Origin of the sequence: Anabaena sp. FACHB-1237, from assembly GCF_014696225.1 — a bacterium.
Classification (GTDB): Bacteria; Cyanobacteriota; Cyanobacteriia; order Cyanobacteriales; family Nostocaceae; genus FACHB-1237.
Map to the genome: position 1 here is coordinate 1 of NZ_JACJPV010000055.1, position 23,244 is coordinate 23,244.

At 34.1% G+C, this 23,244-nt stretch carries 17 protein-coding genes; 6 read left to right on the forward strand and 11 right to left on the reverse strand.

What is annotated here, in order from left to right; all coding sequences use genetic code 11:
* Positions 1–114: 114 nt before the first annotated feature.
* Positions 115–1,626 carry a site-2 protease family protein gene (locus H6F32_RS18270; RefSeq protein WP_190370719.1) on the reverse strand — a complete coding sequence of 504 codons (1,512 nt, stop codon included), beginning with the start codon at positions 1,624–1,626 and terminating at the stop codon, positions 115–117.
* A gap of 171 nt (positions 1,627–1,797) precedes the next feature.
* Between H6F32_RS18270 and H6F32_RS18275 the strand changes: the two genes are divergently transcribed.
* Positions 1,798–2,493 (forward strand): MBL fold metallo-hydrolase, encoded by a 696-nt coding sequence (locus tag H6F32_RS18275; RefSeq protein WP_190370720.1) that lies wholly within the window; start codon positions 1,798–1,800, stop codon positions 2,491–2,493.
* Positions 2,494–2,885: 392 nt separating this feature from the next.
* On the opposite strand, the gene H6F32_RS18280 is transcribed toward H6F32_RS18275, so the two are convergent.
* The 3 genes from H6F32_RS18280 to H6F32_RS18290 form a co-directional block, all read right to left on the reverse strand.
* A complete protein-coding gene (locus tag H6F32_RS18280) occupies positions 2,886–3,407 on the reverse strand; it encodes a Ycf51 family protein (RefSeq protein ID WP_190370721.1) in 522 nt (173 codons plus the stop codon).
* Positions 3,408–3,610: 203 nt separating this feature from the next.
* Positions 3,611–4,891: an O-antigen ligase gene (locus tag H6F32_RS18285; RefSeq protein WP_190370722.1), complete on the reverse strand. Its 1,281-nt coding sequence runs from the start codon at positions 4,889–4,891 to the stop codon at positions 3,611–3,613.
* A gap of 44 nt (positions 4,892–4,935) precedes the next feature.
* A complete protein-coding gene (locus H6F32_RS18290) occupies positions 4,936–5,778 on the reverse strand; it encodes a YaaW family protein (protein ID WP_190370734.1) in 843 nt (280 codons plus the stop codon).
* 417 nt (positions 5,779–6,195) lie between these two features.
* Here H6F32_RS18290 and H6F32_RS18295 point away from each other — a divergent pair, with 417 nt between their 5' ends.
* The 3 genes from H6F32_RS18295 (at position 6,196) to dxr (ending at position 9,190) form a co-directional block, all read left to right on the forward strand.
* On the forward strand, positions 6,196–6,567 hold the full coding sequence (locus H6F32_RS18295; RefSeq protein ID WP_190370723.1) for a hypothetical protein: 372 nt from the start codon (positions 6,196–6,198) through the stop codon (positions 6,565–6,567).
* A gap of 481 nt (positions 6,568–7,048) precedes the next feature.
* Entirely contained in the window at positions 7,049–7,516 is a 468-nt protein-coding gene (locus tag H6F32_RS18300; protein ID WP_190370724.1) for an SRPBCC family protein, read from the forward strand.
* A gap of 480 nt (positions 7,517–7,996) precedes the next feature.
* Positions 7,997–9,190, forward strand: coding sequence for a 1-deoxy-D-xylulose-5-phosphate reductoisomerase (dxr, locus tag H6F32_RS18305; protein WP_190370725.1), 1,194 nt, complete (start codon positions 7,997–7,999; stop codon positions 9,188–9,190).
* Between the two features lie 51 nt (positions 9,191–9,241).
* On the opposite strand, the gene H6F32_RS18310 is transcribed toward dxr, so the two are convergent.
* The gene (locus H6F32_RS18310) at positions 9,242–10,936 is read right to left on the reverse strand and encodes an AarF/ABC1/UbiB kinase family protein (protein WP_199294629.1); all 1,695 of its coding nucleotides are present in this window, start codon (positions 10,934–10,936) and stop codon (positions 9,242–9,244) included.
* A gap of 409 nt (positions 10,937–11,345) precedes the next feature.
* The gene (locus tag H6F32_RS18315; protein WP_190370726.1) at positions 11,346–13,919 is read right to left on the reverse strand and encodes a M1 family metallopeptidase; all 2,574 of its coding nucleotides are present in this window, start codon (positions 13,917–13,919) and stop codon (positions 11,346–11,348) included.
* Positions 13,920–14,580: 661 nt separating this feature from the next.
* On the opposite strand from H6F32_RS18315, the gene H6F32_RS18320 reads away from it, so the two are divergent.
* Together H6F32_RS18320 and H6F32_RS18325 are read left to right on the forward strand one after the other, a co-directional pair.
* The gene (locus H6F32_RS18320) at positions 14,581–16,227 is read left to right on the forward strand and encodes a DUF3352 domain-containing protein (RefSeq protein ID WP_190370727.1); all 1,647 of its coding nucleotides are present in this window, start codon (positions 14,581–14,583) and stop codon (positions 16,225–16,227) included.
* Positions 16,228–16,310: 83 nt separating this feature from the next.
* Positions 16,311–17,000 carry a Uma2 family endonuclease gene (locus H6F32_RS18325; RefSeq protein WP_190370728.1) on the forward strand — a complete coding sequence of 230 codons (690 nt, stop codon included), beginning with the start codon at positions 16,311–16,313 and terminating at the stop codon, positions 16,998–17,000.
* Positions 17,001–17,501: 501 nt separating this feature from the next.
* Here the strand turns inward: H6F32_RS18325 and H6F32_RS18335 are convergent.
* The 5 genes from H6F32_RS18335 to H6F32_RS18355 all read right to left on the reverse strand — a co-directional run bounded on the left by H6F32_RS18335 (position 17,502) and on the right by H6F32_RS18355 (position 22,864).
* Entirely contained in the window at positions 17,502–19,475 is a 1,974-nt protein-coding gene (locus H6F32_RS18335; protein ID WP_190370729.1) for a carboxypeptidase-like regulatory domain-containing protein, read from the reverse strand.
* 97 nt (positions 19,476–19,572) lie between these two features.
* Positions 19,573–20,439 carry a hypothetical protein gene (locus tag H6F32_RS18340; protein ID WP_190370730.1) on the reverse strand — a complete coding sequence of 289 codons (867 nt, stop codon included), beginning with the start codon at positions 20,437–20,439 and terminating at the stop codon, positions 19,573–19,575.
* 79 nt (positions 20,440–20,518) lie between these two features.
* The gene (locus tag H6F32_RS18345) at positions 20,519–21,337 is read right to left on the reverse strand and encodes a P pilus assembly protein, chaperone PapD (RefSeq protein WP_190370731.1); all 819 of its coding nucleotides are present in this window, start codon (positions 21,335–21,337) and stop codon (positions 20,519–20,521) included.
* A 177-nt stretch (positions 21,338–21,514) separates the two neighbouring features.
* Positions 21,515–22,009, reverse strand: coding sequence for a DUF4164 domain-containing protein (locus H6F32_RS18350; protein WP_190370732.1), 495 nt, complete (start codon positions 22,007–22,009; stop codon positions 21,515–21,517).
* A gap of 336 nt (positions 22,010–22,345) precedes the next feature.
* A complete protein-coding gene (locus tag H6F32_RS18355) occupies positions 22,346–22,864 on the reverse strand; it encodes an RNA polymerase sigma factor (RefSeq protein ID WP_190370733.1) in 519 nt (172 codons plus the stop codon).
* Positions 22,865–23,244: the final 380 nt, after the last annotated feature.

The window sequence follows — 23,244 nt, forward strand, 5'->3', positions numbered from 1 at the left end:
ATTTTGCCATTTCTGTAGGTGGTGCGCCATGAGAAATATTAAAGGAGTATATTAAAAATCAAGAAAAGCCGTCAAGGACGGGGCTTGTATCCCAGATTTTTGGTCAATTATTAATTATCCCATATGTAATAAATGAGCGAAGGTTTTGGGAAGAGGTAAGACAATTAGTAATAACAACGCTATGGATATTAATCCTAAAATATCGCGGCCATTATCCAATTCACTGACATCATTAAGGGCAGGTTCATCAATTAAAGGAACAAATAATAGAATAATTGCCCATAGCAAAAACTCCTCTTGAATAAAAGACAATAACAATAATAATATTCTGGCAATTTGTCCAATAACAACGGCTGTTCTTTGTCCAAACATTGCATGAACAATATGACCTCCATCTAATTGTCCTACAGGCATTAAATTCAATGCTGTGACAATTAATCCTAATAATCCTGCAATTGCTAAGGGATGTAAATCAATTCCTGTTTGTGATGTCAGTTGATTTCCCCAAACTAACTTAGCAATTATAGCCAATAAAATAGAATATTTTGGATTAAGGGCATTAGGATCTAATAAACCGTTTTTTGCGGGTAATTCCACTATTTGTGAATGGGATAAACCCCAAATTAATAAGGGTAAAGTCGCTAGAAAACCTGCTAACGGACCAGCAATACTGATATCAAATAAAACTTTACGATTTGGCATAGGACTACGTATTTTAATAAATGCCCCAAATGTGCCTAAGAAGAAGGGAACAGGGATAAAATATGGTAGTGTAGCCTTAATTTTATAAAATTTAGCAGTGAGGTAATGTCCTAATTCATGAACACCTAAAATTGTAATTAGTCCTAAAGCATAGGGTAGTCCTTGCTGTAAAATATTAAGATTATTATGCAGATCATTGTTGAAGTTTTTCATGTCTACCCCTGCTATTCTTATTCCTACTAAGGTAGTAGTAAATAATGTCAGAAATAATAGGGTAAGCGGCAAGATAATCTGATTAACTTTTGCTGATTTATCTTGTGGATGCTGTTTTGCTGCTTGGGGGTTAGGAACTAGGACAAAAAACGGTTTGGCATTTAGGTCTTCTTGAAAAATGAGTAAAAAGCGATCGCCAAATTTTCCTTCAATATTATCCTTAATTTGTTGATATGCAGGACCTGCTAATGTTCTTAAATGACCATAACAAATAACTGCTTGGGGTTTATATTCAATGTTCTGAATATAATAGATAGACCAAGGAAAGCAATCTCTTAACATTTTTTCTTCTGCACTATCAATTGGTCTAACTGGTAGTGGTTCTGCTGTAGAATTATCAGATGATCCTTCTTGTATTGTTGATTGATTTAATTGAGTTTGGGAAGGATTTGATGAATCTCTAGGTAATAGACGACCCCATTGAAATAGAACCCAATATAACATCATACAACCTAAGGAGATCAGCAAGATGAATTGTGATGAAGGTAGGTTTTTTGATCCATAGATTGTTGTCCAACCTGTTAATATTATGGCTGGGATCATTAACACTAACCATAATAACCATACAGGTGTTCTGGTGGCACGTCCTACACTGAAATGCACCATGATGTAAGTAATTGACCCCAATAATAGGAGAAATAAATATTCCATATTTTCACTATAATTTTGACGATATTTTTATAACCTGTTTGACAGATAAGAGAGTTAAAAGTTCTTGACTGTCTATATTGCATGAGTTTTATTTATGATCATAGGATGTTCTCATACGACTATTATAAATAAAACAAATCAAAAATCCCAACATCCAAAATCATTGAATTTATGTTTGCTACCACTCAACCAGTTAGTTCTACTACTAAACCTCCACGTGCCGTCCTTTTTGAAGTCGCCCCCACCGCAGAACATTCTTCTTCTGATTATACACCTAATGCAACCAATCAAGTTTTTGCTTTCTCTCCTAATCGGGATACTTTGGGAGGAACTTCTTATTTCTTGGTGACGAATCAGGGTAATATTCTCATAGATTGTCCAGCATTAGAAGAGATTAATCAAGAGTTTATAACTGCTGCTGGGGGGATAACATGGTTATTTATTACCCATCGTACAGCTATTGGTAAAGCTGGGGAATTTCAGAAATTTTTCCATTGTCCAATTCTCATCCAGGAACAGGAAGCCTATTTATTACCTGGTGTAGATGTTACCACTTTTCGTGATCATTTGCTGATTGGTGACAAAATTCAGGTAATTTGGACTCCTGGCCATTCTCCTGGTTCATCTTGTTTATATTACTCTGATTTAGAAGGTATATTATTTTCCGGTCGTCACTTAGTTCCTGATCCACAAGGACAACCTACCTTATTACGGACTTCTAAAACGTTTCATTGGCCAAGACAGGTTAAGAGTATGCAGTTGTTAAGCGATCGCTTGTCCTCACAACCGTTAAAATATGTTTGTCCTGGTGGCAATATTGGTTATCTTAGAGGAAAGTTTTATATGTCATTTCCTGCCTATCCGTAGAGGTTTAGCACTGCTAAATCTAGTAATAATAGCAGTATAAATTTTGTATGACTTACGCAAGTGTCACACTAAAAATCTGTTGTAGGGTGCGTCAAATATCAATAATTTGGTTATTTACATGATTTATACTGTCTGACGTGGTTGGTGAGTTTGTCGAAACACACCCTACCAATGTTCCATTTGCGTAAGTCCTGTTTTATTTCGCGCATTATTGCAGCGAAGTACAAAAGTGCGGTAGAACTAGCACGTACAACATTCTTCCTTAACATAATTTCGACCTTAATACTATAATCATAGTATACCACGAGGAGATTTGTAAAAGTTTTACGGCTGAAACCCTTGTAGAGACGTTACCTAGAACGTCTCTACATTCAAAAAAACACCCTGCACTCTTATGTTGTTGGTTGTGATAATTGGGCTATTTTATCTAAATAAAGTTCTACAACCATATTATTATCTTCCCTGCTGGCTAAAGTTCTTTTAATCTGTCCTAAATATAAAGGTACAGATAAACCTGGTTCTGGATGAATGACGGTACGTAACCTCACTGTCATTTCATTATTACCTTTTGTCCCCAAACGTCCATAAGAATAAAGGTTACTAGCGGCTTGACGTAAGGTAGCTTCTACTTCTGTGGGGGTAATTTGTGGTGTGGTAGCGATCACTGTTTGTGTGGAACTGTTATCATAGACTAAGGTATATTTAACAGCACCAGGTATAACGGTACGACTTAAAGGCACTAAAGACAGGGAAAATAATCCTGCTGTGAGGACTATCATAAAGCCTGTTGCACCCACTAACCGAAACCGAAAACCCCATTTAAAGATAAGGGCTACAATTGCTAAGACTGCGAATATTAAGGTAGCAATTCCTGACCATTGAGAGTATTGTAAAAAGTCTGTTGTAGTGGGCATAATTTTTTGATAATCAACAAATTTATTGTATCTAATGTTGGTAGTTTAGGGAAAACGTATCTTTTAGAGGATATTTTCAAAGTAGTTAGTTTATGTATCATAAAGTTTTTTATCCCCCTACATCCTCCTTAAAAAACAGGGGGATCTTGATATAACAATTAGACTTGACAAACATCCTCTGACAATTTACAACAATATCTCAGTTATGACCAATCACCTATTACTAAATTCCTATATGATACTCCACATAATGCACCGATAAATACCCAAGATAGAGTATTTAACCGAATATCAAAAGTTGTGATATCTACGGTATTAAATAATATCCAAGCTAGAAAAGCTAAGAGATAACTAAAGAAGATTAATCTATTTTCTGGTTTAATATATTTAGACCTACTCAACAGTTTACAAGCCATTACTAGGATCGAAATTAATAAGCCACAAAATAATGCAGTGGTAATTAATCCTGTTTCTGATGATAACATTAAAAATAGGTTATGGGGATGACCTAAACTGATGTCCATTTTCTGTTTATATAATTCTGAAAAACTGCGTAAACCTGTGCCAGTTAAAGGATGTTGCTGGGTTAAGTTCCAGGCAAATTCCCATTGGGTTTTTCGCATTAATTCCACTGGTCTATTAGCATACATTTGATCGTTTAACCTGGCCCAAATAAAGTAAGGAACTACTTTTCTGAGAATTTGGGCAATGGGTAGTGGTCCATAAGCTGCTAGTAAAATACTGGTTATTATGGTCATTAAACCACTAAATATCAACCGCCAACCTTGATATAAACTATATGCTAAACAGGTGATAATTGCTATTCCCCAACCGTTACGAGAATTGGTTAAAATTAAGGCGATAAATGTGCAAATAACAGATATATGTAAATAGATAATTACAGGTATTTTAGGTTTTTGATAACTTTCTAAACATAAACCTAATCCTAAAATAAATATTGTGACTAAATAAGCTGCTAATGTATTTGCGTGCATGAAATTAGCTGCCATTCTACCTACTGGTTCTCCACCTTTTGCGATGATCCACTCTATAACTATCCACAAAAATTGGAATTTAAAGTGCCAATTTAGGAATAGTTGCCCAAAACCCATGATTAAAATTGGCCATGATCCTAAGACCATGATCCAGGAAATTTGCCGCATTTGGTTAGGGGTAGCAATGAGGGGAGTTAGTCCCATGAAAAATAGGAAAAATGGTAAGAAGTTCCATAAACCTAAAGCTGCTTCTAATGGTTTTTGGGCAAATAAGGTGGTTATAATTAATAAGATGCTGAGAATACCAAATGCTTTGTGAAGTGGGCTATCGCTAATGATATGATATTGTTTTTTCCATGTAATTAGTGATGCTGCTACAATAGATAACCCCCCTACAAATGGACTAATAGGAAATGTTAATAATCCCAATTGTAGATAATTCCAAGGAGTTTGTAAACTAGGATTAGGATGATAATAGTTATGTTTCAATTTCTGTCTCAATTTCTGTTTCAAGTAATGTTTATATTGCTATTTTAAGCAAATTCCCAATCTTCTGTACGAGTTAGACGAATTTGGGCTAAAGTAAAGATTGTCGGAATTATTCTCCCATAATTTGTAGCAATTGTCCTCCATCCTAAGTCAGCTAAAAACCAACCCCACATTATTGGACTAATGATAGCAAATACACTGCGTACAGCCCCATATCTTGCAGCAGTTAATGTCATTCCTCGACGGGACATTTCTAGGGTTACATAGTTTTGAAATTGTTTACTTGCTATTTGTGTTCCTGTAATTGCTGCTTGTTGTGCTATTTGATAATTGGCAAAATGTATGGCAAATTGTCTGGCTATTTGTTGTAAAATAAATGGTCGCACTACAGAAGTTATTGCTAATGCACTACCCCCTTTAAAAATTAAACCTAAAGGATCTTTTTGCAAAAATAATGGCATGGATGCTTGTAAGTTTGATGTTAATAAATGATTTTCTATCTGTACTGTGATTTTCTGCTTTTCTGTTTCTGGTAATTTTTTCCACATTTTACCTAACAAATGTAAAAATACTTCTGCTTCTAAATCTATTGTTTCTAATTCTTGAGAGTATGGTATTTTTAAATGTTTGCATACTTGAATTATCGCTTGACGATAGGTTACTTGTTCTGTACGTCCTCTTAATACTGTCAAGCCATCAGCCGCTAAAAAGCGAAACCTTTCTTCTATAGCGTTTAACCAGGCTTGACGATTTTGGCTTTGTACTTCTATGGGTTCTGGTGTGTGCAGATAATCTAAGGGGTTGAATTTACGACTAAACAGAATTGTGGTTAGGTCTTGTAATTCCTGTTCTGTCGCTATTTCTAAAGCTGTTCTTAGTTCATCCAATTGACGTTCCTCCAATGGTTTATCTTGAGTGGAATGTTGTTATCAATCTTAATGCTGATATGATCTATTTCCTAGCTAATAATTTTATAGACAAAACTATACACATAGACAAACCTTTACAAGATATTTAGGGGTAAACAAGAGAAATAAGTAAATAGGAATATTTAATGTTTAATTAATTCTACCTTAAGTAATGTAAATTATGATGAGAGTCTAACAGGACAATTATTTTACAATTATTTTACATAAATTTAACATGATCTAAATTTTTCTATCTCCATATAGGTTGATCCCCAATAGTTATTACTGCGTTTTGTGTAGTTTTTCTTGAGAAGAAAATAAATTTGTCATAATAATTATTATGGAAATAAACGCCATCTTGAGTACATAACTGCAAAATGTCGGAGTTCATAAAATATGAATACGGTAGTTAAATTAACATACGAATCAGTGATAGGTGAAATTGATAGTGTTTTAGATACATACCCATATCAACCTTATCAACAGGCCTTTGCTATTGCTGATCTGCGTCAAGACCTGATTACTTTTGTGATTCATCGTCTTCCTTGCTTTTATACTCCCATTAGTCAGATACTAGGGGAAGATCAGCGTGAAGTTAGTTACTCAACACCTAAATTACCACGACAACCTTTAGAACAAAAACTACATTTACAAAAGTTAATTCATCAAGGTATAGCTGTAATTATGCGAGATAAGGCACAATTGATTAGCGATCGCTTATCTGAAACCGTTGAACCTGGTTGTCAAACATCAAATTGGTTTGGTTAAAGACAGAAGTTGTACCAGTGTCATCATCAATATCTCCTAAACATCTATTTTCAGGTATTTTCGGGTGTGTCAGACAGTATTAATCAAGCAAATAAATGATTGACTCTGACACACTCTACTAAGCTGTTGTGCTTTTAATTTGGATAATAGATGCAAGCAAGATGCTGGGACTACAGTAATTTTAGTAACAATTAAATTTCAGATATTAGTAAAATTACGATATGTTAATAAGATCAACTAGTTGATAAAATATAAAATATTGAATAATCAGAATAATCAATTGATCAGTCTTTAAGGTGCGTCAGATAGCATAAATCATGTCAGTAAACAGATTCTTGAGAGGTGACGCACTGTAGAACAGATTTTTGGTGTGACACTGGTGTAAGTCCTAGTAAAGTTTGATTATCAGCTATTTTCTGCGCTATTCACCAAAAGAAAGCTATATAGTGAAGTCATGAGATAAAGTTTAGGGTTTCTGTCTATGCTGCATTTTGAACATTCATCAATTATTAATGGACCTGTAGAAGTAGTTTGGCGGTTTCATGAAAGACCAGATATTCTGCAATTATTAACTCCTCCTTGGCAACCTGTACAGGTAATTAGAAGAGAAGGAGGACTATATACAGGTGCAATTACAGAGTTTCGACTCTTTCTTGGACCTGTACCTCTAACTTGGTTAGCGCGTCATACTAACTATGAGAAAAATCAGTTTTTTACTGATGAACAAATATCAGGTCCGTTTGAGTATTGGGTACATCGCCACGAATTTACACCAGAAAATGGTAAAACTAGATTAAGCGATCGCATTTCCTACATATTACCAGGTGGAGACACTATAGAGTTTCTCAGTGGTTGGTTAATACAAGCACAGTTAGAAGCAATGTTTCGTTATCGTCACTATGTAACTAACCGTGAATGTGAGAAAATTCAGGCAATAGGTGATAGGTGACACTGAAAACTATGTTTTGATTATCACTTATTCAAGTACATAAATATTATTATGTATCATTATCTTTACAAATACTAAATTACCGTTTCTTGATGATGAAGTTGAGTATAAAAAAGATTAAATATTCTTGTTTACTCGTGTATATCATTGTCAGCAGCATTAGACATAGGAGTGAAAATTACATAAGCGTTTTCTGCAACCCTTATAGAGACGTTCTATAGAATGTCTCCACAATAATTACCACAAGATGTCTAATAGACATTTTGTGGTAATTAATTCAATGTGCATGATTTGAAACCCTTCTAGGGATAATTCATGAATTGTCCCTACATTCATTTTCACTCCTATGTTTATTGTAATACTTAGTAATGAAAAAAGATATAGCAGACTTGTATAACCAGCAAAAAAACCGCATCTTTGTATCCTCGACAATTTATAGTTAAAAGTATCTGTCAATTCTTAAAATATTCTGAAAATCCTGTGAAAGCTATAACTCTTCTTGGTTCTACTGGTTCTATCGGTACACAGACATTAGATATCGTTGCTGAACATCCCGATAAATTTCGCATTGTTGGTTTAGCTGCTGGACGTAATGTAGAATTATTTGCGGCGCAAATTCGCCAATTTCGCCCAGAAATAGCTGCTATTTCCGATCCTCAAAAATTATTCGCACTTCAAGAAGCTATTGCGGACATCCATCCCCAACCTATTTTACTTGCTGGAGAAGCGGGAGTTATTGAAGTTGCTCGTTATGGCGATTCTCAAAGTGTCGTAACTGGTATTGTTGGTTGTGCAGGTTTATTACCTACCATTGCTGCAATTGAAGCAGGTAAAGATATTGCTTTAGCTAACAAAGAAACTCTCATTGCTGGCGGACCCGTAGTTTTACCGTTAGTAGAAAAACATGGTGTAAAATTGTTGCCTGCAGATTCTGAACATTCAGCCATTTTCCAATGTCTTCAAGGTGTTCCTCCGCAGGGTTTACGGAAGATTTTATTAACTGCTTCCGGTGGTGCTTTCCGTGATTGGCCTGTAGAAAAGTTAGCACAGGTTAAAGTTGCGGACGCGCTAAAACATCCTAATTGGTCTATGGGTAAGAAAATTACCGTAGATTCTGCTACTTTAATGAATAAGGGTTTAGAGGTAATTGAAGCCCATTATCTCTTTGGCATGGATTATGATAATATTGAAATTGTGATTCATCCCCAAAGTATTATTCACTCCTTAATTGAGTTACAGGATACTTCAGTTTTAGCCCAATTAGGTTGGCCAGATATGCGTTTACCATTACTTTATGCTATGTCTTGGCCTGAAAGAATTTACACAGATTGGCCAAGATTGAATTTGGTAAAATCAGGTGATTTAACATTCCGTGAACCAGATCATCAAAAGTATCCTTGTATGGGTTTGGCTTATGCTGCTGGTAATGCAGGTGGTTCAATGACAGCAGTTTTAAATGCAGCTAATGAACAAGCGGTGGCGTTATTTTTAGATGAGAAAATAGGATTTTTGGACATTCCTCGGTTAATAGAATTAGTGTGCGATCGCCATAAAATTGATCATACACAAAATCCCTGTTTAGATGACATTTTAGCAGCAGATCAATGGGCAAGAAAAGAAGTTTTAAACGCCGCAGATAATTTATCTATCAAACAAGTGATTTCTGTAGGGTAAATAATCACAGATCCCCGACTTATTCAAGAAGTCGGGGATCTTGTAATTCAACTATCTTGGTAGCATAGCTGTAACACTTTCTTTAGAGAAATCTGTTAATAGACTAATTGCCACATTTAATAAACGATTTGGGGGCAAATCATCTTTGACTAAATCCCACAATCTTTGTATTTCTTCTGTATGCAAGCGATCATCCTCTGTTAATGCTAATACAAGTTGACGACGGAGAAATTTACCTTCTTCTGATAGTAAATATTCTAATCCCATTTTTGCCGTTGGTAAAACATCAAACTGACTGTCTGTACGGGCAATACAAATCAAGTTTTCTAATCTTTGCCATTGGAATTTACCATCTTTAAACAGCACATTTATTAACCTTCTTCTTAATGCTGGAGATTCTCCTGTTAATAATCTTCTCGCTACATAAGGATAGGCCACTTCTACAATTTTGAAGTTAGGATTTAGACTCAAAGCAATTCCTTCTTGAGTCACTAATGACCTAATAATTAAGGCAAATTTGGCCGGAACTCGGAACGGATAATCATACATCAATTCCGAAAATTCATCGGTTATTGTTCTAAAATTAAAGTCCCCAACATTTTTATCAATGGCATTGCCTAAAACAGATTCCAAGGCGGGAATAATCGGGGTAATATTGGTATTAGGACTCAAAAATCCTAACTTGACAAAATCCTCTGCTAAATAACTATAGTCTTTATTTACTAAATGTACCAAAGCATCTACTAGGGTTTCTTTAGTAAATTCTTCTAGTTGATCCATCATACCAAAATCTATATATGCCATGCGGCCATCTGCCATAGCAAATAAGTTTCCTGGATGGGGATCTGCATGGAAAAATCCATGTTCTAATAGTTGTTGTAATCCTGTGGTAACTCCAATTTGAATTACTGTTTCTGGATCTAAACCAGTAAGACGAATATTCTCTGTATCTGTAAGTTTGAAACCATCAATCCATTCTAGTGTTAAAACGCAATTTGTACTATAATTCCAGTAAATTTCTGGAACTTTTACTTGAGGATCATTGCGAAAATTATGGGCGAATTTTTCGGCGTTTTTACCTTCGTTGATATAGTCAATTTCTTCAAATAGTTTTTTACCAAATTCGTCTACTATTAATGTTAAATCATGACCAAGATTCAGTGGCAACCAAGAACCTAACCAAGTTGCCCCCCAACGCATGAGATATAAGTCTTTTGTTAAAATTGGTAGTAAGTGGGGACGTTGTACTTTTAATGCTATTTCTTCTCCACTAACTAAACGACCACGATATACTTGTCCTAAACTAGCTGCTGCTATAGGTTTAGGTGATAGTTCACAGAATATTTCATCTATGGGTCTTTTTAGTTCTTTTTCTACTATTTGATAGGCTAGTATATTATCAAATGGTGGTAGTTGATCCTGTAGTTTAACTAATTCTTCTAAGAAGTCTTTACGAATTAGATCAGGACGGGTAGATAATGCTTGACCAACTTTGATAAATGTCGGCCCAAGTTTGGTTAATAACTGCCTTAGTTGATTAGCACGTTTTCCTTTTTTCTCTTCTACTTGGTTTTGCCATTCATCCCATTGTAAACTCAAAATAAACCACGCAAATGAGAAAATTATTCTGATTAATCTTCCCCATACTAACCAAGGTCGGTAGCGAAAATAACGAGCTATTTGTTCTGGATTATACTGCTTTTTATGAGCAGATTTATATTCTCCCACGCTTTCTTTGCCTCTCAATTTCTATAATTTACATAATGATTTTTCCTAGACTACATGATTTTTAGACTAGGAATTTTTTAAGCATATCTAGTACAATTGAGGAAGAATATAGCCTATTTCACTAGTATAATTTGGCTTAAATAAAGTAATCATTTCAAATATTGGAAAAGATTACTTACTATTTATTTTTACTTTTGACTTTTGACTTTTGACTTTCGCCCTACTGTACTAGATTTTTTTATCTTTTTTTTAATTATACTTTATAAAAGTACAAACTTTTCTGCGACCAGGAATCTATTCTCTGTTTTGGCGATCGCATCCAACAATACACTTAGAATATCTGCTAGTTCATATCCTCGACTTCTTGAAAAAGTCGGGGATATTTCAGTATCATCAATTACTGGCAAGACGCCTATAATACTATATACTATTTGGCTTTCGCTTCTAAGTTCTCTAACCTACTCTTCAATTCCTGATTTTGTTGTTTAAGTTGATCTATTTCTTCCCTTAATTGACGTACACTCTTATCCGCACCGATGTTTTTCTGTACTTTGGCAATTTCTTCCTCTACATAACGCTTAACTCTACCATCAGTGCTTTGATTACCTAAAGATTGTAATATAGCTATGGCTTTAGGCGTTTCCATCCGTCCTAAAGCAGTTAACACCGCTACCTGGGTTAAAAAGAAGGTTTCTCCACACAATTCTTTTAAACGGTTTAACACTTTTTCTATTTGCAGAGGAGTTTGGCCTGTGGAAATTTTCCCTAATGCGCGTATTGCTGCAAGTCTGAGGGGTTGCGGTACTCCTGCTTTGGTGTATTGCAAAATTATCTCTAGCGCTACTTCTGAAGTCTTAAATTCTGCTAAACCAGCGATCGCTCCACTTCTGACTACTTCATTCCAGCCTGCTCTTTCTTCTAACACAGATTTCAGTAATTTAATCACTTTTTCCTCATGGGGTTTATCTGTTAAATTACCAGCAGCGATCGCTCCAATAGCATAACAAGCGGCAGATTCTACATAATAACTAGTATCACCATCTTGTACAAATTTTTTCACAGCTTTATAACTAGCATGGGTTTTAACTTGAGTTAAAGCATTAATTACCGCCCGTCTCACAAAGGGACTAGCATCTTCTAACCCTGTCCATAGACCATCCACAGCCTGATCTAACTTAATATCAGCTAATTGTTTGGCAACTTCTACTCGTACTCCCCAAAATTCATCATGTTTCAAGGCCGATGTTAGTGCTTTTACAGCTTCTAAACCGCCTTTTTTCGCCAAAGCCTCTGCCGCATAAATACGAGAAATCGGATCAGGATCAAATTCTAACTGTGCTTTTAATTCTGTAACTGGATATTCCAAATTCACTGTTTTTAAGTAATGATTACCCACATCAAAACTAATAAAATCAGGTTTTTGCGCCAGTGGGAAGTAAAAACTTTGTTCCTTTTCATGTATTCTCACGGTAAAAGTCGTCAAAGTGGGATTATGCTTATATCCAAAACCGATGGGAATTTTCAGATCAAAAATATCTTGATTATCCTTTTTAACTTGAGTTTGGGTAACAGTCACCTTAGCCAAATTAGCATCATTATCCCAACTATAACCCAGTTTAAAGTCAGGATGGCCACCACGATAGACATATTGATCAAATAAGAAAGTCAGATTTCTACCTGTAGCTTTTTCAATAGCTCTCAATAAGTCTATCGTTTCTACAGTTTTATGGGCATTATCTCTGACAAAAGTTTGAATTGCTTGCCAAAATAAATCATCACCTAATTCTGCTCGGATAAGATGATAAATACATGAACCTTTTTCATAAGTATGACGATCATAAAGTTCAATAGCAGCGCGATAAACATGAGTTACCATTGGTCTACGATAACGTCCACTATCTTCACTGATATAATTCCTAGCATCATTCAAACGATAATAAGCTGCGGCCTGATTACCATACTCTTTCTCAGTCCACATAACCTCTGAATAGGAAGCCATGCCTTCCTTAATCCAAGCATGAGACCAATGTTTTATAACTATTAAATCACCAAACCATTGATGCGCTAATTCATGCACTACTAAACTTTCTGTATTGCGGTTATCCAGTGCTGCTTTTTCATCCAATAAACAACGATCTGTGAGTAAAGTAGTGGAAGTATTTTCCATTCCTCCAAAAATGAAGTCATCTACACAAACTTGGGCATATTTGGGGTAAGGATAAGGATAACCATACTTTTCGCTCAAATATGCAATCATTTGGGGAGTTTTGCCCATGGTGCGCTTTGCGTCTGCTTCTCTACCCTTTTCTACATAGTAAGTAACAGGTTTGCCTTCCCAATGATCCGTTATTACTGCAAAATCACTCACCGCTAAGGTAATTAAATAAGTAGGATGTACTTGCTGTTGCAGCCAATGATAGGTTATATGAGTTTTATCATAAATTGTATTAATTAATTCTCCATTAGAAACTGCTATTAATGGTTTGGGAACGCGAACACGAATTTCTGAAGTTGATAATTGGCCAGGATAGTCAAAACAGGGAAACCAAAAACGAGAGTCTTCATCTTCCCCTTGAGTCCACACTTGAGTAGGTTTATGGGGATAATGTGCATCTGGTGTGATAAAGTAAATACCGCGTTCTGGATTTTCTGCGGCATAAGCGATCGCCAATAATAAGTTTTTACCAACTTTGGTTAAGTCTGACAGATAAATACACAGTTGTTTTCCGTCATAATCAAACTTTTGCTCAATATCATCTACTTTTACAGATTCTATATGGAGATTAACGGCATCCAATACTAATCTATCTATACCATTACGAATAGGAGATAAATTAATATTACAACTTCCATAACAACGGTGTTCAGTAATATCTAAACAGATATCAAGAAAAATATGTTCCACTTGTCCTGGTCTATCAGGATTATAATGTGGTTTTGCTCCTGGTAACTCAAAGCGTTGATTGCCGTTTTTTTCGATATCAAAATAAAATTGTGACATTGATTGTGAAATTGACTGTGACATTGATTATTTTTAACCTTTCCATTCTATAACAGCATGATGAGCAAATATAATTCGCTACAAGAAAACCACAATCAAAATCCCGCTAATAATTAAAAATCAACATAAAATCAAGGTTTATTTATCTAAGTACGTAATTTTGGTTAGTATAAACATGATTTGTAGTTGTTGATAATTGCTGGACTTATCTAGTGGTTTTGATCTGGGATCAATAGTTACTAATCCAGTAACAATGATTTACTAAGAATATCTTGTAGTCGCTAATTTGACTACACTTTTATGTTTGTTGATGTTTGTGATTTCTTACTCCTCACCGCTAAATTAGGATTATAAATATTTACGGAATCTGTTTTCTGATTATTGAAGTATTTTTAGTGAAGCAAAGTCGTAATTCTACCAGTAAACCTAGTCAAATTATGGCTAATGCAGCATTAAAAAATCATTAAGAAAATAGAACATAGATATTACCATCACGGTAAATACCGTTTATAGTTAATTATCTAGTGTGTCTGATGTGAAGCAAATTTGTAAAATCAATCAGTCTTTTATCAAAAAATTGGTTCATGGATACTAAAATTACCCACTTAGCCACTTTGACACATTTTAAGGTATAAGAAAATTTCCACAACTGAGGTTAATCATGTCTGAAAACAAACAATCATCATTTCTAATTACTGTGACTGGTACTGCTGTAGTTTTAACAGTAGGTATTGCTGCTTATGTATTTTTCAAAGGAAGTGGAGATACTTCTACACCTTTAGGGAAAGCGAAATTAGTACCAGAAACAGCATTAATGGCCACTTATATTAATACTAATGCTGAATCTTGGAATAAATTACAAAAGTTTGGCAATCCCAAAGCGCAACAAATAGTGAGTAAAAAGTTAGAAACATCTTTACAACAAATATTAAATAATGACAAAATTTCCTACGAATCTGATATAAAACCCTGGGTAGGGGGGATAATGATTGCGGTATTACCTCCAGAAATAGCTAAAACATCGCAGTTAAATGTAGGTGCATCTTCACCAACAAATGTTTTGTTAATAGTGGGAATTAAAGATAAATTAAGTGCCTTGAATTTTGCCAGTAAATTAAAACAACAAAAGGAGATTAAAACAGAGGAAACAGATTATAAAGGACAGAAAATCATTGCTAGTAAAACGAAAGCAGGAGCGACATATACAACAATTTTAGATAATAGTAATTTATTGATATCAGCAGAGAAACCAGTGGTAGAAAAAGCCATTGATACCTATAAAGGAGGAGGATCTTTTGCGGGTAAAACAGGAGCAAGCGAAATTCTCAATAAAGGTGCAGATGTAGAAAATAGTTTAGCTCAAATTTATATTCCTGATTATGGAAATATGTTAGCAAAATTGGGGGGAAATTCTCCTAATAAACAATTACCATCACAAGTGAAACAATTTAAGTCCTTAGTTGCAGGAGTAGGGGTAGATAATTTAGGGTTAAGATTTAAAGCTACAGTAAATTTAGATCCCCAATTGAATAAAATTAGCTATGAAAATACTCCTGGTAAAATTTTAGGACAATTTCCTCAAGAAACATTTGCCATAGTAACGGGAAAAGCCATAAATAAAGGTTGGCAAAATTTTGTAGAACAGTCCAAAGATGCACCGGAATTAAATCAAACAATAGAACAAGTGAGGGGACAATTAAAATTGGTGAATTTGGATGTAGATAAAGATATTTTTGGGTGGATGGATGGAGAATTTGGCATTGGTGCGGTACAATCTAATCAAGGATTATTGGCGAATGTAGGATTTGGAGGAGCGTTAATATTTGATACGAGCGATCGCAAAACAGCAGAATCTACATTAAGTAAATTTGATGATATTGCCAAATCACAAAGATTGAATGTAGCGCAAAAAAATGTAGATGGTAAAGAAATTACCGAGTGGCAAATTCCCCAACAAGGTGCTTTAATATCTCATGGTTGGTTAGATGATAAAACTGTATTTTTGTCCTTAGGTGGACCTGTGGGAGAAACATTAATTAATCGTAAAGGACAATCTTTAGATCAGACAGAAAATTTTAAAACTATTAGCAGTGCTTTACGAAAACCAAATGGTGGATATTTCTATTTAGACATGGATAAAATGACCAGTGTTTTGGATAAAATTACAGCACAAAGTCAATCTTTAACACCAGAAAATAAGGCAATTTTAACATCTATTCGTGGTTTAGGAATTACTGCTAACAGTCCTAATAAATCAGTAACTAATATGGATATGATATTAGTTCTTAAACCCAAGGAAGGAAAGTAGAATATATTCTTAGCAAATTTTAGAAAACTTCCTTATAATTTGCTAAGATCAACTTATCCAATTATTAAATAGTGAATGAAATCATGGTTGAGCAACTTTTAATCAAAGATATTGATAATTGCGATGTACCAGATGTCAACTTACTAATTACAGAAGATGATACACCAGTGGATAATCTTGCATCTGCCAAGCAACAACGTTTATTAGTGGGTTCTCTGTACAGTTCCCTAGAGAACCAAGTTTTTTTAGCTGAAGCTAATGTGGGAGTTTATCATACTTATGGAGAACCTGCCATAGTTCCTGATGTTTTTGTGAGTTTTGATGTAGAAACTCCGCAAAATTGGTGGCAAAAACAAAACCGTTGTTATCTAGTTTGGAAATTTGGTAAAGTTCCAGAAGTAGCAATAGAAATAGTTTCTAACCAAGAAGGAGAAGAACTAGGTAAAAAACTACAAATTTATGAAAAAATGCGGGTTTATCATTATGTTGTTTATGATCCTAATTTACAGTTAGGAGATCAGGTTTTAACAGTTTATCATCTCAAAGCTAGAAGATATGTACAAACTACAAATCATTGGTTAGAAGAAGTTGGTTTAGGTGTAACTTTATGGGAGGGAGAATTTGAAGGTAGAAATGATACTTGGTTGCGTTGGTGTGATCAAGATGGTAATGTGTTAATGACTGGTGATGAAAGAGCGAAAAAAGCTGAAAAACGCGCTCAATTATTAGCAGAAAGACTAAGAGTTTTAGGTGTAGATCCTGATACTATTTAACAATCAATCTCAACTTTGGGTTGTAATTTACAAGCCATTCAGGATTTACAAAACTGGCATATATAAACCAGCGATAGTTAAGCTGTTGTGCCTTTAACTTGAATAATTAATACAAGCAAGATGCTTGTGCTACTGTAACTTCAGGTTTTTTAATTATACAGTGAGTGCTGCACATTAGCTTAATAATGGAGAAACGAGTAATAAAATTACCGCAATTTCTAATAAATGTCCACCGGAACGATGATAAATATAACGTTGCCATAATGTAGGCATCTTGCCTGTTGATAGTGTACAAACCCTCGTAACACAGGCATCTTGCCTGTTGATAGTGTACAAACCCTCGTAACACAGGCATCTTGCCTGTTGATAGTGTACAAACCCTCGTAACACAGGCATCTTGCCTGTTGATAGTGTACAAACCCTCGTAGCACAGGCATCTTGCCTGTTGATAGTGTACCTCATTTACCTCAAATCTGCTGTAACATTAATTTAAGGTAATTTCTAGGGTAACTTCAAATTTAATTCCTTTAAAGTTGGATCATCTGTTTTAATAGTAATTGTATTAGGTTCAGCAGGTTTACCATTAACTTGTATTTGATATGTTCCTATTTTCAACTGTTCTAAATAGAAAATACCAGCACTATTAGTAATAGAAAAAACTGATGATTTAGTATTATTGTCAATAGCTTCAACTTTAGCATCAGCAATAGGTTTTCCCTGGAAATCTGTGAGAGTACCAGCTAAAGTGTAGGCAGCAACAAAAGGTATGGAAACATTTGTATAACTACCTGGAACTACATCTATTGCAGAAGAAATTTGAATAGGTTTATAATCGAGAGGATAACCAGCAGGATCTAAATCAAGACGATAAATACCAGGTTCTAGTCTGACAAATATACCTTGTTTTGTAATATTTGAATTGTTAAGATTGATATTTTTATTATTCAGCATGAATAATAATTCAACATCTTGAGTATAAATTTCTTCATTATGATCTCTGATACCATTATTATTCTTATCTAAAAATGGCTGTATAAAAATTCCGCCTTGACTGCGTAAACTTTGAAATCTTGTATCTCGAGGGCTAAAAATGGGACTTAAATTAACTGCTGAACCAATTTCCAAGCGATAAGAAGCACTATCAGAAGTTAAAGAAACACCATCATAACGTAAACGTAAAGACAAACCAGGAATAAGAAAAGTAGAAACAGAGGCTAAAAAACCGCTACCTTGATAACCTATCCCATAACCTAGATCAAAATCCCAAATAGAACGTTTATAAATTTGACTATATGGTGATTGATATTTCCATTTTAAGGTTAATAAATCATTGATCCTATTATGAGAATTATTGGTTTCATAACCTAAAGTTAAAGACTCATTTCCTGGCAAATTAAAAATATCACCCTCATAATTTAACTGTAATCCTAAACCAGTATAACTTGATCTAGCTGATAAATTAAATTTACGCCAACGAGTGTTAGCTGATAAATCTAATCGTCCTTTATTGTCAATTTTGAAACTAGAATAAGTTGATAGATTATTAATATTTTGAGTAAAATTAAAACCCAAATTAATGATATTACTGGAGTTATTACCACTGCTGTTAATACTCAAACCTCTAGCTACGTTCCAATTGAAATTAAAACTTTGAAATAGCTCATTGCTGGATAGATTCAAATTTAATTTAGCAGAAGGAATAAAATCAATATTAGCATTATACCTGATTTTTTTTGGTGTTTGTAAAGCTGATACCGCCAATTTTAAGGGAAAATTATTAGGTTGATAAAATATATCAAATAATCCTAGTAAATCTTGATCATAAACTATTCCTGTGCCCAAAGTTAAAGAATCAGAAACACCATAACGATAACCAAATCCTCCGCGAATATTAGTTAAATCACCAAATAATTCATTGCTTTTTGTTTGTCTACTTAAACCACCAGATCCAATTAAACTAGATGTACCTTTAGTTAACTGTCCAGGAAGATTCAGAAATATCGGTTTTTGTTCCACAGGGATGCTTGCTAATTGTCCATTTGCATATAATAAAACTCGATAATTCCCACCATTATTAGTAATAGGAATATTATTAAAGCGATAAACTCCTAAGGAATCAACTAATACCTGTCCCCAAATAGTATTATCAGTACCAGAAACTAATTGTACTAAAGTTCCCGGTTTTGCTGCTCCTTCAATAATACGATTAATAGTATTACTTTGTAAACGTTGAGAAGGAGAATAAGTGTTACCATTAAGATTGTCTGGTTTAAACCCAAATCTTTTAATAGTAGTAAAACCCCAGTAATCACCTTTACCTTGACCTTGCCAAAAAGTCGGTTGAGAACCTATAATATAATCATCAAAATCACCAGGTTTAAAATATTGTCCTTCTTGAATTTTCCAAGTGGTATTATCCAGGACATCTGATTGATTAATTCTTAAAAACCAACTTCCACCTAAGATTGTCCCCATGGTTGTTAAGTTTCCTTGAGTAGTTAGTTTATTACTATTTTCACTACCACTAAGATTAATTTGTTGTTCTATATTTGAAAAACTGAAGTTAGGAGATTTAATAAAGGGTAAACCTTTTAATATAACTGGGGATGGGGATTCTAAAATAAGATTTTTTTTTACCTTGTAAATTTAACCAAGGAGGCTGAAATACAATTGAATAATCTGTGATATCAAATTGAGATTTAACCCCTAATAATTCCTCAATTTTAGCAATAGATATCACTACCCCTAATTCGGGATCTATGGTTAATTCTTGGGGGTTAATACGTTTAACTAAACCAACTCCAGTTACTTCTATTTGTCCATTGGGTAAATTAGTGACGGTTAAATTTAATGCTGTAGTTACATCTTTAAATGTCACTAACCAATCAGTGAAATTAACAGCTTTTGCTCCATCTTCATAACCTCTAACAAGGGAAGATTCTAAAATATTACGCTCACCAATATTAATTCCTATTGGTAGAATAAAAAATTGGGGTGATTTTTCTTCTGGTTTTTGGTTACGATAATCAGGGGATTGAGTAATTTTATTAGTTATATTAATATAATTTTTATTAATATAATTTTTATTAATATAATTTGCGGATGCATAGGAATGGTGCAACATATAGTTTAAACCCTTATTATCCTGTAGGGGTAATTCATGAATTACACCTAATTGGGTTTTGTTTTGCATAATTCCTGATGTACTAAAACTTATGGTTTGATCTAACTTGTGTTGGGGATATGAATATAAAAATTCCCACTGGTTGATATTATTTACTGATGAATTGAATAAACTAAAAGTTAGTGTTTCATTACTTTTTAGTTCTGGAGAATATGAGAGAACTTTAACCTGATTCATGGAATGATCAACAATCTGATCAGATGAATTTAAAACAGGTTGTTGATAGGAATTAAGAGGTAAGAAATCTGGCAACATAAAAATTCAACACAAAAATTATAAAAATTATAAAAATTATAAAATCATATAAAATCAGCAATCAGCAATTTTTCAGCAGTTATTTTTTGATGTCTTCTGGGGACACGGTGAAATTAACATTAAAGGGTAAATTTTCTGGCTTTTTAGCATTCCAAAATAGTTTTCCTGACAGTTGGTAATTACCAGGTGTCAAAGTTTCTCCTTGGGGGAGTAGATAGGATATTTCAATATACCTTTCACCTTTAGCAATAACAGTAGTTTCTTCTACCTTACCCGAATTAACTGTTTTTCCATCTTGACTTAAATTCCACTCAGTTTTAGCGCGGGTTGTAGCTTCACCTGTATTATCAACTAATAATTTAATCTGCTTTTTATTTCCATCGTAAAACGCTTTTTTAACTGCCAGTTTGGGAAAAAAATCACCATTAATTACATATATTGTTGCTGCTATATTCACAGTAATAGAAACCTGATTTTGTAAATTACCGCCTGAATTAGAACTATTATCTTCAAGTTCTTCCACAGAAAACATAGCTCTATATTCTCCCTGGGGTAAACTAGGAAGTAGCCTAGCATTAAACCGAATTGAACGTTTTTGTCCCGGTGCAATAACTAATTCACGGGGTGAAAATGTTAAATAGGGTGTTAAGTCATTGGGACTAGATTGTAAAACTTGCAGTCCTTCCCGATTATAAGTGAAGGGTGACGAGGAAACTCTAGCTTGATAGGGTTTATTGGAATTATTAAAAATGTTAATCACTCCCCTAGCTTGTCCTGATTGTGCTTGACGTTGAATTGTTAAAGGAAAAACAGATAATTGACCGTAGGCTACCATAGGAGTAAAACCAAGGGTAAACCAGCAGAATAAGGGCAAAATTTTTGCAATTGTTCTTTTCATATTTTTAAAAATCAAACCTGAGTTTTGTATCCGTGGATTGGTTGTCATATATTTTGGTGATTTGGTGATAGTTATTTTATGGATAATACAAATAGCTTCGGTCATTTTACTATTTTACCCAACTAGATACCGGACTTCTTAAAGAAGTCCGGTATCTTTAAGAAGTCCGGTATCTGATCAAATTTTTCCAGTGGGAAAAAAGCCGAATAGTTTGACTACTCCACTAATTAAGGCTATAATTACTGCTACTAGAACTCCGCGATTAATAAATTCTTGGTTATCTAGTCTTTTATCAATACCAATAACTTTTTCGTCTAGGGTTTTAATTTCTCCTGATAGTTTCTCTTCTAGGGTTTTAATTTCCCCTGATAATTCTGCTTGGCCAATTTCTAGTTTATTGAGTCTACTATCAATGGTTTCTAGTTTTTTGTTAACTTCAGCAAATTTTTGATTCACTTCAGCAAATTTTTGATTTACTTCAGCAGCTTGCTTATCCATTTTTTGGCTAACTTCAGCAAACTTTTGATTTACTTCAGCAGCTTGTTTATCCATTTTTTGGCTAACTTCAGCAAACTTTTGGTTAACTTCAGCAAATTGCTTCTCTATTTTTTGATCTAAACGAGATAGTATTTCTTCCAGGGTATAAGTGAGAGTTGGTGGGTTGGTTGTCATATATTTTGGTGGGTGATAGTTATTTTATGGATAATACAAATAGCTGCGGTTATTTTACTATTTTACCCAACTAGATACCGGACTTCTTTAAGAAGTCCGGTATCTTAAAGAAGTCCGGTATCTGATCAAATTTTCCCAGTGGGAAAAAAGCCGAATAGTTTCACTACTCCACTAATTAAGGCTATAATTACTGCTACTAGAACTCCACGATTAATAAATTCTTGGTTATCTAGTCTTTTATCAATACCAATAACTTTCTCTTCTAAGGTTTTAATTTCCCCTGATAGTTTTCCATCTAGGGTTTTAATTTCCCCTGATAGTTTCTCTTCTAGGGTTTTAATTTCCCCTGATAATTCTGCTTGGCCAATTTCTATTTAAAATTATCCGCGTTTGGGAAATGCGCTTACGGACATTATCGTGAGAAATCTTTAACTTTTCTGCAATTTCTCGATATGATAGTTCTTCTTTAAAGTGCAAAATAAATGTTTCCTTTAGTCTAGGGGGTAACTCGTCTATGCAAAGGTCAAAAAATTTTTCCAGTTCTTCTTGCTGTGCAAGAAGAACTGGGTTTTGCTCTTTTTGATAAGTCAGAAGTTCCCAAGGATCTCTATATTCCATCTTGCGATCGCGTTTTTTACGTATATCCATACAAACATGATAGGTTAATTTATATAACCATGCTTTCATTTTTTTACCTTCAATTCTATGATTATTAGTTTTCTGTTGAGCTTTAAGCATTGCTTGACTAAGTGCGTCTTCAGCATCGTCAGCATTACCTAGCCATTTGATGCAACAATAATAGAGACGATCATTATTCTGCCCCCATAATGTCCAAAAGGTGTCATGGATAAGCATTAGGTAATTAGTAAGTAATTAGTAAGTAATTAGTAAGTAATTAGTAAGTAATAACTGAGATATTTAATATTTATATAAATCCTCAGATTATATGGGCGATTTAATATGGGAACAATTTATAAGTACTCGTGTACAGTAGGTATTGTATTATGTAGTGCTTAAACCACATCATAGTATAAATCAGGACTTACGCAACTGGCACAGCGATCGCTAATTATTAGTATATGTGTACTGCAATAATGAAGATGTTATGGAATCAGACTGATTGAGAATTGTTAATAGTAATAGATTAAATAAATGACGGGTATTAATTTTATGAGAGAATGATGATAGGGTACATTAAGAAATTAATTAACGATGAAATTTACTAAACTTAATTA

Coding starts and splice junctions, on each gene's coding strand:
- H6F32_RS18300 (WP_190370724.1), top strand. CDS start 7,049: ATGCTGCATTTTGAACATTCATCAATTATTAATGGACCTGTAGAAGTA.
- H6F32_RS18335 (WP_190370729.1), bottom strand. CDS start 19,475: ATGGGGACAATCTTAGGTGGAAGTTGGTTTTTAAGAATTAATCAATCA.
- H6F32_RS18325 (WP_190370728.1), top strand. CDS start 16,311: ATGGTTGAGCAACTTTTAATCAAAGATATTGATAATTGCGATGTACCA.
- H6F32_RS18295 (WP_190370723.1), top strand. CDS start 6,196: ATGAATACGGTAGTTAAATTAACATACGAATCAGTGATAGGTGAAATT.
- H6F32_RS18270 (WP_190370719.1), bottom strand. CDS start 1,626: ATGGAATATTTATTTCTCCTATTATTGGGGTCAATTACTTACATCATG.
- H6F32_RS18345 (WP_190370731.1), bottom strand. CDS start 21,337: ATGAAAAGAACAATTGCAAAAATTTTGCCCTTATTCTGCTGGTTTACC.
- H6F32_RS18340 (WP_190370730.1), bottom strand. CDS start 20,439: ATGTTGCCAGATTTCTTACCTCTTAATTCCTATCAACAACCTGTTTTA.
- H6F32_RS18280 (WP_190370721.1), bottom strand. CDS start 3,407: ATGCCCACTACAACAGACTTTTTACAATACTCTCAATGGTCAGGAATT.
- H6F32_RS18275 (WP_190370720.1), top strand. CDS start 1,798: ATGTTTGCTACCACTCAACCAGTTAGTTCTACTACTAAACCTCCACGT.
- H6F32_RS18350 (WP_190370732.1), bottom strand. CDS start 22,009: ATGACAACCAACCCACCAACTCTCACTTATACCCTGGAAGAAATACTA.
- H6F32_RS18315 (WP_190370726.1), bottom strand. CDS start 13,919: ATGTCACAATTTTATTTTGATATCGAAAAAAACGGCAATCAACGCTTT.
- H6F32_RS18355 (WP_190370733.1), bottom strand. CDS start 22,864: ATGCTTATCCATGACACCTTTTGGACATTATGGGGGCAGAATAATGAT.
- H6F32_RS18320 (WP_190370727.1), top strand. CDS start 14,581: ATGTCTGAAAACAAACAATCATCATTTCTAATTACTGTGACTGGTACT.